The following is a 12,217-nucleotide window of genomic DNA, read 5'->3' as shown; positions in this document are numbered from 1 at the left end:
TCTTATTTTGAAAGTCCACATAAATATGATCCAACTTATTGTAACCTATCAACTACCAAGCCAAGCAGAATTAATTAAAAAACAAAAACGTTTAAATGAAATTGATCAAGAATTTAGGGACAAAGAGATTAAATGCCCTAATTGTGAATCTTGTCATTATGTTAAAAATGGTCATAATCTAGAAAGAAAACAAAAATATTTATGTAAAAAATGTCGAGCTAGTTTTGATGCTTTTCGTCATCATTTATTTATTGAAGCCATTTAAATTATGAACAATGAAATTTATTGATTCAAATTTCATTGTTAGGATAATCTAGTAAAGGGCACACACCTTAAAGGTAGAAAATGAAAAAGACTTTTTTTCATTCAATTGTAAATTTATTACACATTTATTAATCAAATTTGCAAAACAAAAATTACAAACGGACTCATAAATTTTTGTTAGTTAGGAAAAAGTTTAAATAATTTTTAATGAGAAGCAACGACAATTTAATTATCATTTTATTTAAAAAATAAGTAATAAAACAAAATATTTAATATCAACAAACATAATCTTAATAAAATGTTATAAAAACTAAAAAAACGCTTATAAAAACAACATTAAAATAAGTTTTTACAACAAAAATCATACATAAGAAATATATATTTAATTTGCATATTGAAATAATTTATAGTAAATGATTATTTTTTCTTTTTTAAAAAATACCTAAGAAAACTAAACCCGATCACGGGATGTTATCTATTAACTGGCAAACTTCTTTTGGTTATGGCGACCACCAACAATTTATCGTGCTTTAATACATACCAACATTATTAATTCACTTGTATTTAATTTTCAAAGAACAAATTTTTAACATCTTATAAAATAAAAAGACAATCATTGCTGACTGTCTTAATACGTATTCAAATCTTTGTCCTACCTAACAAAGCTTTATGCGCCCGTTTTCTTTTTTATAATTTTTTGTTCTATTTCTTCTGAATAGAATTCAGAATGAATTATCAAGACACAAAATTTTGGACAGACTCGATTAATTTCTAAATGATTTCACACAAATTGCTATTCTATTTCACAACTAAATTTTTATTATTCACATTAACAATATTTAAATTTTTCTTATTCATATTAATAACATACAAGTCATAAACATTAGTTAATAACATTGCGATTGTCATTGGTCCGATACCTCCAGGAACTGGAGTAATATAACTAACTTTTTCTTTAACTATATCAAACTTAATATCACCACAAATCTTATTTGTTTCCAAATCACGAACAACGGCAACATCAACTACAATCGCATTAGATTTAATCATTGTTTCATCAATTAAATTAGCAACACCAACAGCACTAATAACAATATCACTACTAATAGTATGCTTTTTTAAATCAACAGTATTTTCATTACATAATGTAACTGTTGCCCCTAAATGATGCAACATAATAGCCAAAGGTTTACCAACAAGATTACTTGTTCCAACCATTGTAACCGTTTTTTTAAAAACATCAATATTATACGCTTCTAACAGTTTAATTACTCCTAATGGGGTACAAGGAGCAATCGTTTTTAACCCTTGAAATAACTTACCAGCATTAATATAATGCAAACCGTCAGCATCTTTATGATCATTAATATGATCTAAAATCCGGTTTTTATTAAGATGTTTAGGCAATGGTAACTGCACCAAAATCGCATCAATCGTATCATCATTATTTACTTTATTAATTACTGTTAATAAGTCCTGCTCACTAACATTTTCATTAAAAGTTTTTAAACTAACTTGAATTTCTAATTTTTCACAAACCTTTATTTTATGATTAACATATACTTTTGATGCCTCTTCTGTTCCTACCAAAAATACTACTAAATGAGGCTTTCGTAAATTTTTTTCTAAATAATTACTAATATTGTTTTTCAAATTATTTTGAATCTCATTAGCAATCGCTTTTCCATCCATTATAACTGCCATTATATTTCCTCCTATCCGATGGGCACATCTTGTTCTAAATATGCAAATCGTTCAATTTCATTTTTTCTTGCTGCTAATAATAAAGTATTTGATACTCCTAATTGACCAATAAACATTAAACTAATTAAAAATAATTTACTGATAACACCATAATCAGAAAAACTTAGTCCAAAATCAGGAATTGTTGTTAAACCTGCCGTTCCAAAAGCCGACGAAGATATAAATAAAGCTTCAACAATCGGCACTTGCACATTTTCGCTAACAATAATTAAAGACACCAAAAAGACAATTAAAATCGCCATAATAAAAACTGCTGTTGCTCGTTTTGCTGTCTCATTAGGAACTTTAGCTTTAAACATATTGATATTATTTTTTCGTGTCGCACTAGCAATAATGCTCATCATAACTAATGCCAGCGTTGTCGTTCTAATTCCGCCACCAGTAGAACTAGGTGATGCCCCAATCCACATCAAAATCAAAAAAATAAACTTTGAAGGCAATTTAAAATAACTAATATCAATCGTACTATATCCAGCACTTCTTGTTGAAAAAGTATTAAAAATAATCGCCATTAAAGTCTCGGCGTTATTATTAGTAACATTTCTAATACCGCCATCAATAAAAATATTGCTAAACTTTGTTGGTACAAAATATTCAACCAAAATTACTGCTAAAATACCAATAAAAGAAATTGAAAAATAATATATAACATTTATTTTAGTAAATAATGAAAAATTAACTTTAATACTACGATAACGCGCCACAGCCTTTTGCTTTAAATCATAAAAAACAGGATAACCAATACCACCAATAATCAGTTGAACTAAAAAAACTACCTGAACAAAATATTGTGTTCGATAGGGACTTAAAGAATTAGGACCAATAATATCAAAACCGGCATTATTAGTAGCCGAAACCGAATGAAAAATTCCTGATCAAAAACTACTACCAAAATTTCGATAGGTAACATTAAAATTCTTAGTAATTAATTGTTGCAAATAATCATTATCAATTATTTGTAAAAATCCTATAGAATTACTATCATATTTATTAGTAACACCATTAATAATTTGTGCTAATTCCTTAGAAAATTCCTTTTCAGCAGTAACAAAATTTTCTCAATCAGAAACCTTGGCAATTAACATTTCTTTAAAATTATCCGGCGTATTAAACGATTTTTCTAATAGTTCAACAATTGAATTAATTGATTGTGATTTTAAAGAATCTAAATAATCAATTGGTGTAAAATAAAAATAAAAAAATAGCATCACCCCACCAGTAATTTCCACAATTGCTAAAACATAAAAAGCATTTTTAATTAATTGTACGGTACCACCAAGTTTAGTATTACCTCTTTCTGATTGCAAAAGCATTCTTTCTTCAATGCTAATATTTTTTCCAATTACAATAAACAAAATAATCTTTAAAGTCATAATTCCAATACCACCAATTTGAATTAGCAACAACAAAACAATTTGACCAAAAAAACTTAAATCTTTAGCTGGTGATGTTAAACTTAATCCAGTATCAGAAAATGAACTTGAAGCAGTAAACAATGCTGTTAAAAAATCTCATTGATAGTTCTTACTAACAGCTCAAGGTGTCATTAATAAAATTGTTCCCACCAAAACAGCATATAAATAATTTCGCAAAATTTTCTTATTAACAGTATTACCAATAAAAATATTTTTAAAAACTTGACCAAGTTTTTTAAATCAAGTAAGATACTTTTTATTATTAGAAAATTTATCAATATCTTCCATTCTGACCCTCGCGATGCTGATTACTCGTTTATTACTCAATTATACTATACTTAGATTATTATTTTAAGATAAAATATAGTATAATTTTATGGTAATAGTTTCAAATATATAAGAGGTGATTTATAATGGCAGCAAAAGAATTTTGTATAATTGGTTTAGGTAATTTTGGCACAGCAGTTGCTGAAACATTAGCATCAATGAATCATAATGTTATTGTCATTGATAAAGATAATAGTAAAATCAAAAAAATTACCGGAAATTATGCTAACATTAACGGCTATGAATTAGATGCCACTGACTTAGAAGCATTAGAAAGTATTGGTATTAAAAATATTAATGACATTATTATTGCTATCGGTAGCGATATCCAATCATCAGTCTTAGTGGCAGCAAACTTAAAAGAACTTGAAATTACTAATATCATTGCTAAAGCTGTTGATTATCGTCATGAACACATTTTACGAGCAATTGGTATTAACCAAATTATTAAACCCGATATTTCCACAGGAAGACAAACTGCCCTAAAAGCCCTATGAGGTTTAGAAGTTGACATTAAAGATGTTGATGGTGAATTTAGTATTAGTTCTGCTGAAGCAACAAACAAAAACATCTTAGGAAAACCTCTTGAAGAAATCAAACTAATTAACAACAAAAGAGTTAATGTCATTCGCATTGAACACAACAAAAAAATCATCCTTCCTGATGCAGATACCATTCTCAGCTACGGCGACGAAGTTCTATTCATTGCTAAAAATAAATACATCCAAGAAATCCACGAATATATTACAGGAGGAAAAGAAACCGAAGATATTTAAAAAAACAGCATACCACACCACATAATACCACTATTTAATTTGCCAAAGAATTTAACCATTTGTTAATTCATAAAATTATTAAATTCTTTACTTGTTCCAGTTATTCATTTAGTATCGATTACTGTTAATGCACAAATTAATAAGCTTATAAAAATGAAAATGATACTTAATAATATTTTTAACCACTGCTTTTTAAAAGAATTTTGAATTTTGAATTTTAATGGCATTTTTTCTTTTGAATTATCTTTTTTAAATAATTTTGCTAAAAGTTTTTTCATTTTTATTCTCCTTTCATATTTTTTATCGTCCTTTAATTACAATAAATAAGGCAATAATTACACAAGTAACACCAAGAATAGTAAAGATTGGGTGTTGCGAAAATGTTCGTGCCATTGGTTTAAATAGTTCTAAAATTGTTAAATTGCTAGTAATAAACTTTTGGAAATTGGCAAGCCCTTCGCTAATATAGTTCGTTAAAGTTTCAAAATGACTACCTGCTAATAATCCAAGAACAGTTATTAAGATAAAAATAATAATTAGTTTAAACATTGTTAGTTACCTTGTTTGGTTTTTATTGGTTTTACTTGCTTTTTAACTTTTCCTCACGCACTTAAACGCCCCTTATTTTTAACAGCATATTGGCGTTGTTTTTCTAAATTAACTTGTAGACTACCAAATCCAAGAATAATTGCCATAAGAAATTCTACAGCCAGCGTTAAGAATAAAGGAAATATTAGTTGAATATTCGTTCCCGGCACTTCAAGACTTCAAATTAAATCAAAAACTTTATAAAGCATTTGGGCGAGAAAGTCGGCCATTTTTGCGAGATTTGCCATTTTTTATTATTCCTTTTCTTTCATTTTTCTTAAAAATTTGCTAAATTTATCCATTTTTAAATATTCCAAATCTTCTAAATCAATTGCGGTGTCATTATAGTATTTGTTTTCATAGTCAGGATTCACTTTTGCATTTAAGTAATCTCTTAAAAACGCTAGGTAAAAAGAATTGTAAGTGTTTAATATTGGTAAAGGAATTTTTAGTTTAAAAAAATAAATATCAAGTTCAGGAATATCGCGATATTTAATGCGACGACCCTTTTTACTATTTTTAGCATCAATTAAGATGTTTCTTCAGCGTTCATATTCTTCAATGCTCGTAAACGTACCATAAATGACTTTTAAGTAGGGACGAAAAATATTAACGGGTTTTTTACGAATGCCGACAATCACATTATTGGCAATATCACGAATTTTAACTCAAATATGTTTATCTCTTTGACCGCCAGCAAGCACAATATGACCGAAATGGCGTGCCAGAGCAAAATACTCTTGAATACCAGTTTCTTCGTTTTTGGTATTATTTTTTTCTCAATCAGTTCCCTCTAAAAATAAGTTGGTTTCATCTCACAAAAGTAAGGTTTTGTCTGGGCAATACCGGATAATCAAAGTCTAACAAACCCATATGCCCTAAACTTAATTTTTGGGTTTCTAGTAATGGGAAGGTTGATGCGATATGATATTTCTTCTTTTTTAGTAATTTTTGATGCGTATACTAGAAAAGCGGTTTTTCCAGTTCTTAACGAACCAATAACAATATTTAATGGTGAGTTATTTTTTAAGAAATTAATCACTTTGTTAATTTGTGTTAAATTACCGATTTTAAAAAGAAAAATTAAAATACAACCTGCTAAAAATAAATAGCTTACAATGTTTTTAAAATAACCGTTGTAAACATATCAAATTGCTCCGCAATGTCATAAAATTAAAAATGAGGTGCGATTTAATTCAATAAAATGGTTATTTTTTTCTATTATTCATTTGCAAAATTTCATCTTGCACCTCACTTTATTTTTTTGTTAGCGTACTGCTCCAAGTAATTTTTCAAACATTTTAAAGCAAATAAAGAATATTGCCAAAATAAATGGAAAAATGAATATTCAGTAATCAGCAAAGAAGTCACCGACTTGTGTCATATTAACAGCAATAATTTCTCACATTTTAGTAAACGCTGTTTTATAATCGCATTTCATAATTTAGTCATCGGTCATCGCGTCACTAGCTGTTATTTTTGTTACTGCTGGTGGGGTGGCTTCTGTTAAAAAAGTTCCAATCATATAATCACTCCCTTTCTCTTTAAAACATTCATCATTTATATTCAAAGTTTTTCTTAAATTTGTTAAAACCACGATTAACCTTAACACGGTTATATTTTTTTCTAATTAATTTTGAATTTCTTTGGGAATGCATCACAATGTAACTTCTTGACATTAATTTTGCCTCTATCTAAATACTGATATGGTTTTCCAAAGTAGCATTAAAATAAATCACACCATAATCGCGGTTAAGAATCAAAAAGCAATGTTTGATATTAAAAGTCAAAGCGGTGCTTTGGTTAAATCAATTTCTTTGCCGCCACTAATATGAGTCGGAATAGTTATAATTTGAATAAATAAATCTCAGAAAGTTTGTTTAATTTGTTCTTAATTAAATTCTTTTAAATTTACTGTCATTTTTTATCGCCCAAAAATCATTTTTATTGGTAAATACATAATTGAAATTAAGGCGAAAAGAAAAGTAATGATAATAATTAATCCGGCAATAAACGCGACTTGTGCAGGCATTTTTTCCATCGAAATAAACAGTTCTAAAAATTCCATAATAATTTCTCAAAACATTATTTTTTATTCTCGTTATTTTCTTTTGAATTAGGAGCTTTAACTCATTCTTCAAAGCGGGCAATAAATAATTTTTCGTTTTTTGTAAAATTACCAGTATTATTTTTAATGGCGTTTTTATATTTAATTCGCATTTTTATTTTGGCATAAATTTTATAAGCAAAATATGCCAATAGCATTATGCAAATGATAATAAATATTATTCCAATCGCAATATTCATTTTTAAACTCCTTTAAAATAGTTATAATTTATATCTTTTTTGTTGTTTTCTTTTCCGGCAATGAAGAAGCTTAATAATTCTTGTCCCTTAATTAATTTGGTTTCATTTTCTTTTTGATTAATTGAGATTACTTGATATTTACTATCTTTTATTATTCCAATACAAATTGAATTTTCGTATTTTCCTTTATAAACAAATCGCTTTGGAAACCAAATACCGATTTGTTCATTAAACCACGGAATTTGTGATGCTTTAATAAGCATTGCGTTTTGTGTTTCTTTTAAGAGATATTTTTTAGTATTTAAGAAAATGTTTTCAGTTTTTTTCATAATAAATTACCTTTCTTATAAATAAACTAAGTTAGTTAACTTAGTTAACTAACTTAGTTTTTTAAACACTTATATATCGCAGATTTAAGTGTTTAACAAGCTTTGTTAATAAATTTTGTTTTTTTATTAGATAAAAATTTTAATAATTTTAAACTTATCATACCATTATATAAAAATTTCTACACTTTAACATCCGCATCCTCCCCTTGGAACTAATTTAATAGCGTGTATATTTTTTAGGAAATCTACCCATTCATTTTTCAATGGATAGGTTACAATAAGTTGGACCATATTTATGTGAACTTTCAAAATAAGATAAAATTATATAAGAAAGTAGGAATATAAAAAAATGGGCAAAAATTCATATACAGATGAATTTAAAAAACAAATTGTCATGCTTTATCAAAGCGGGAAAATCATTATTGAAATTATTAATGAATAGGGTATTTCAAAATCTGCTATTTATAATTGAATAAAATCATTCGATAATTCTGGTTCTTTTAAAGCAAAAGATATCAAAGTAATGAAGAAAATGAATTAATTTACTTACGAAAAGAATTAAAACAATTACTAATGGAAAACGATATTTTAAAGCAAGCGGCACTGATAATGGCCAAAAAATAACAATAATTAATAACAACAAAAACAAATATTCAGTGAGGAAAATATGTAAGATTTCGGGTTTATCAAAATCAACATATTATTATCAACCTAATAAATGCACTAACAAGCAAGTTAATAATTATGAACAAGAAGTTATCAGTGCATTTAATAAAAGTCGCAAAATTTATGGGGTCCGTAAAATTAAAGCTGTTTTAATAAGAAAAGATACCATCTTATCGCGACGAAAAATCAGATGCATTATGATCAAAAATAATTTGGTTTCTAAATACACCAAATTAAAATATCATAATTACAAAATAACAGTTAATAATGCCCAAATTAGTAATGTTTTAAATCGTGAATTTAATGACAAAAAATCCAATGAAGTTGTTGTTAGTGATTTAACATATGTGCAAGTTGATGGGAAATGACATTATATTTGCTTATTAATTGACTTGTTTAATCGCGAAGTAATTGACTATAATGCCGGGCCAAACAAAACCACTTAACTAGTTCAACAAGCTTTTCATAAGGATAACACGACCATTAAAGCAAATAACTTTATTTCATACCGATCGTGGTAATGAGTTCAAAAATAAAATCATTGATGAAATTTTAATAACCTTTAATATTAAAAGATCATTAAGCAATAAAGATAAAGGTTGTCCTTATGATAATGCTGTGGCTGAAACAACTTACAAAACTTTTAAAACGGAATTTATTAAGGGTAAAAAATTTGAAAATTTAACACAATTAAAATACGAACTATTTGATTTTGTTAATTGATACAACAATATTCGGATTCACGGTAGCTTAAATTATTTAACACCCGTTGAATTTAGAAAATGGCAGTCTACATAATAAAAAGTGTCCTAAAAAGGGTTGCCATTCGAGATTTGATAGGTTACAATAAGTTGGACCATATTTATGTGAACTTTCAAATAAAATAAAATTATTAAGAAAGTAGGAATATAAAAAAATGGGCAAAAATTCATATACAGATGAATTTAAAAAACAAATTGTCATGCTTTATCAAAGCGGGAAAATCATTATTGAAATTATTAATGAATAGGGTATTTCAAAATCTGCTATTTATAATTGAATAAAATCATTCGATAATTCTGGTTCTTTTAAAGCAAAAGATATCAAAGTAATGAAGAAAATGAATTAATTTACTTACGAAAAGAATTAAAACAATTACGAATGGAAAACGATATTTTAAAGCAAGCGGCACTGATAATGGCCAAAAAATAACAATAATTAATAACAACAAAAACAAATATTCAGTGAGGAAAATATGTAAGATTTCGGGTTTATCAAAATCAACATATTATTATCAACCTAATAAATGCACTAACAAGCAAGTTAATAATTATGAACAAGAAGTTATCAGTGCATTTAATAAAAGTCGCAAAATTTATGGGGTCCGTAAAATTAAAGCTGTTTTAATAAGAAAAGATACCATCTTATCGCGACGAAAAATCAGATGCATTATGATCAAAAATAATTTGGTTTCTAAATACACCAAATTAAAATATCATAATTACAAAATAACAGTTAATAATGCCCAAATTAGTAATGTTTTAAATCGTGAATTTAATGACAAAAAATCCAATGAAGTTGTTGTTAGTGATTTAACATATGTGCAAGTTGATGGGAAATGACATTATATTTGCTTATTAATTGACTTGTTTAATCGCGAAGTAATTGACTATAATGCCGGGCCAAACAAAACCACTTAACTAGTTCAACAAGCTTTTCATAAGGATAACACGACCATTAAAGCAAATAACTTTATTTCATACCGATCGTGGTAATGAGTTCAAAAATAAAATCATTGATGAAATTTTAATAACCTTTAATATTAAAAGATCATTAAGCAATAAAGATAAAGGTTGTCCTTATGATAATGCTGTGGCTGAAACAACTTACAAAACTTTTAAAACGGAATTTATTAAGGGTAAAAAATTTGAAAATTTAACACAATTAAAATACGAACTATTTGATTTTGTTAATTGATACAACAATATTCGGATTCACGGTAGCTTAAATTATTTAACACCCGTTGAATTTAGAAAATGGCAGTCTACATAAAAAGTGTCCTAAAAATGGTTGCCATTCCAACAAATAAAACACAATAAACCAGTTAAAAAAGTTTATAAAAAAAAGATAAACTGAATAAAAATATTGGTAATCACATTATAAAACAAAATGATAGAAAAGATAAATGAGATGAAAAAGTAGTCAAAAAACAAGAAAAGAAAAAATAAATATAGATAAAAAATACCTGACAAAAATTATAAATTTGGTTTAATTTGATTAAAAGGAGTGAAAAATTATGGACTATGAAGAAGATTATTGTGTTGTGAAGTCAACTGAGAACGCGTTGACAAAATGTAAGACCGAGGTCTCACAACCGAAATTTATATCACAATTTTAGATGCAATTGGGGACTCTCTTCATTCTTCACATTGCTTTAAGCATTAACATGACAGATTAAATGATAATAAAAAAATAATGTCATGTGAGTGATTTCTAGAAAAGTTTGAGAAAAATATTCCAATAACCGCTAAATACCCATGATTAAAAACTCATATATTAGTGCTGAAAATATTCATCCCAAAAATGCTGATCAATCAAAATGAGACAAAGCACGAAAATAATACGACACCCACAAAAGAGCGAGACCATCCCCTTGCCTGGCCCCCCCTTTCTAGAATATCGAATTCAAATCAGAGAAAAAGAATTGGAAGAAGATACAAGTAAATTAACTCTTTATAAACAAAAAATAGAATATTATGAAATTTGAAAAAATAGTGAAAATAAAAAAATGAAATAAAATAAATAAACCATCTAAAACAAATTATAAATTAAAAAAAATACTATGAAGAAAATATTACTACACAACGATCAGAAATTGCTAAATTAAAAGCAGAATTGGAATCTCTCAAAGAAAAAGAAACACAAAAAAACAAGAAAAGCAACCAGATTTAACCCTTGAAAATAAAAACCTGAGATTAAAAAAAGAAATCTTAGAAATGGAACTAAAATTAAAAGAAGTAAATAGAGAAAGATAAAATGTATCAAATATCAACTTATCAAAATTTAATTTTAGAAAAGGAGATATATTTTATTTATGTATGAAAAAGGAAATAAAGTTATTGTTAAAATAACAAACATTACCCCGCATGATGATGCTTTTTGTGAATTAAAAGGTGCAACAGGTTTAATCTATATCAGCTAAATTTCAGATTTTTTTGTAAAAAATATTAGAGATTTTGTTAATATTAGTGATGATGTTGAGGTTGAAGTAATAGAAGTGAGATATTATTTGATTTAGTTAAAAAACATTTTAAATTAAGTTATAAAAAGTGTCACCCTGAATTATTAAAAAATAATGATAATAATGAAATTCAAGAAATTAAAAAAGCTTTTCAAAACTTAAATATAAAGAACAAAATAAAACAGACAATATTGAAAATATTAGTAAATCAAATGAAAAAGAATAAATTAGTAAAAGTAATTAAATGTAAAGGGAGAAAAATATGTTAGAAATTTGTTGTCCTGATGGATCTCATAATTGCTATACTTGTCGTGTTTGTACAGGTTCTTTTCAAAGATGTAGAAGTTGTTTAAAATGTATTTCTTGTCAAGTTTACTTATCAAAAAAATGTCAAGTTTGTATTAATGGTAGTGTCAGACAACAAGAAAATAAGAAAAGGTATAAAAAGTAAAAGGAGTTAAATTAATAAATGAATTATTTTGAAAATAAAAAAACAATTCCTAGATTTATTAAAAATAAAATTATTTTCATTAAAGTATTTTCGTTTTTTCAAATATTATT

Annotated in this window: 14 protein-coding genes and 2 pseudogenes; 4 read left to right on the top strand and 12 right to left on the bottom strand. The window is 26.6% G+C overall.

Going from position 1 to position 12,217, the window contains the following annotated elements; translation table 4 throughout:
• Positions 1-25: 25 nt before the first annotated feature.
• A complete protein-coding gene (locus AACK93_RS06525; protein ID WP_339024232.1) occupies positions 26-265 on the top strand; it encodes an IS1/IS1595 family N-terminal zinc-binding domain-containing protein in 240 nt (79 codons plus the stop codon).
• 797 nt (positions 266-1,062) lie between these two features.
• On the opposite strand, the gene AACK93_RS06520 is transcribed toward AACK93_RS06525, so the two are convergent.
• Positions 1,063-1,968, bottom strand: coding sequence for a bifunctional 5,10-methylenetetrahydrofolate dehydrogenase/5,10-methenyltetrahydrofolate cyclohydrolase (locus tag AACK93_RS06520; RefSeq protein WP_339024231.1), 906 nt, complete (start codon positions 1,966-1,968; stop codon positions 1,063-1,065).
• An 11-nt stretch (positions 1,969-1,979) separates the two neighbouring features.
• Entirely contained in the window at positions 1,980-3,731 is a 1,752-nt protein-coding gene (locus tag AACK93_RS06515) for a TrkH family potassium uptake protein (protein ID WP_339024230.1), read from the bottom strand.
• A gap of 125 nt (positions 3,732-3,856) precedes the next feature.
• Here AACK93_RS06515 and AACK93_RS06510 point away from each other — a divergent pair, with 125 nt between their 5' ends.
• Entirely contained in the window at positions 3,857-4,546 is a 690-nt protein-coding gene (locus AACK93_RS06510) for a TrkA family potassium uptake protein (protein WP_339024229.1), read from the top strand.
• Positions 4,547-4,608: 62 nt separating this feature from the next.
• Here AACK93_RS06510 and AACK93_RS06505 read toward each other — a convergent pair whose 3' ends face one another.
• The 10 genes from AACK93_RS06505 to AACK93_RS06460 all read right to left on the bottom strand — a co-directional run bounded on the left by AACK93_RS06505 (position 4,609) and on the right by AACK93_RS06460 (position 7,770).
• The gene (locus tag AACK93_RS06505) at positions 4,609-4,824 is read right to left on the bottom strand and encodes a hypothetical protein (RefSeq protein WP_339024228.1); all 216 of its coding nucleotides are present in this window, start codon (positions 4,822-4,824) and stop codon (positions 4,609-4,611) included.
• A gap of 22 nt (positions 4,825-4,846) precedes the next feature.
• Entirely contained in the window at positions 4,847-5,095 is a 249-nt protein-coding gene (locus AACK93_RS06500; protein WP_339024227.1) for a hypothetical protein, read from the bottom strand.
• Between the two features lie 2 nt (positions 5,096-5,097).
• Complete coding sequence (locus AACK93_RS06495) at positions 5,098-5,382, bottom strand: hypothetical protein (RefSeq protein WP_339024226.1); 285 nt, start codon at positions 5,380-5,382, stop codon at positions 5,098-5,100.
• Between the two features lie 6 nt (positions 5,383-5,388).
• The gene (locus AACK93_RS06490) at positions 5,389-5,991 is read right to left on the bottom strand and encodes a hypothetical protein (protein ID WP_339024225.1); all 603 of its coding nucleotides are present in this window, start codon (positions 5,989-5,991) and stop codon (positions 5,389-5,391) included.
• Positions 5,928-6,377, bottom strand: coding sequence for a hypothetical protein (locus tag AACK93_RS06485; protein ID WP_339024224.1), 450 nt, complete (start codon positions 6,375-6,377; stop codon positions 5,928-5,930). Before AACK93_RS06485 ends, AACK93_RS06490 begins: the two co-directional genes overlap by 64 nt.
• Before the next feature lie 24 nt (positions 6,378-6,401).
• Positions 6,402-6,575 (bottom strand): hypothetical protein, encoded by a 174-nt coding sequence (locus AACK93_RS06480; RefSeq protein WP_339024223.1) that lies wholly within the window; start codon positions 6,573-6,575, stop codon positions 6,402-6,404.
• 3 nt (positions 6,576-6,578) lie between these two features.
• Positions 6,579-6,731: a hypothetical protein gene (locus AACK93_RS06475; protein ID WP_339024222.1), complete on the bottom strand. Its 153-nt coding sequence runs from the start codon at positions 6,729-6,731 to the stop codon at positions 6,579-6,581.
• Between the two features lie 327 nt (positions 6,732-7,058).
• A complete protein-coding gene (locus AACK93_RS06470; protein WP_339024221.1) occupies positions 7,059-7,220 on the bottom strand; it encodes a hypothetical protein in 162 nt (53 codons plus the stop codon).
• Positions 7,220-7,441, bottom strand: coding sequence for a hypothetical protein (locus tag AACK93_RS06465; protein WP_339024220.1), 222 nt, complete (start codon positions 7,439-7,441; stop codon positions 7,220-7,222). The genes AACK93_RS06470 and AACK93_RS06465 overlap by 1 nt, the downstream gene beginning before the upstream one ends.
• A 2-nt stretch (positions 7,442-7,443) precedes the next feature.
• Entirely contained in the window at positions 7,444-7,770 is a 327-nt protein-coding gene (locus AACK93_RS06460; protein WP_339024219.1) for a hypothetical protein, read from the bottom strand.
• Between the two features lie 349 nt (positions 7,771-8,119).
• On the opposite strand from AACK93_RS06460, the pseudogene AACK93_RS06455 reads away from it, so the two are divergent.
• Both AACK93_RS06455 and AACK93_RS06450 read left to right on the top strand, forming a co-directional pair.
• Positions 8,120-9,234, top strand: a pseudogene (locus tag AACK93_RS06455) (IS3 family transposase).
• Positions 9,235-9,352: 118 nt separating this feature from the next.
• Positions 9,353-10,467: pseudogene (locus AACK93_RS06450) on the top strand (IS3 family transposase).
• Positions 10,468-12,217: the final 1,750 nt, after the last annotated feature.

The organism is Spiroplasma endosymbiont of Agriotes lineatus, from assembly GCF_964019485.1.
In the GTDB taxonomy this organism is placed as follows: domain Bacteria; phylum Bacillota_I; class Bacilli_A; order Mycoplasmatales; family Nriv7; genus Nriv7.
This window is presented reverse-complemented; position numbering and strand designations above follow the sequence as displayed.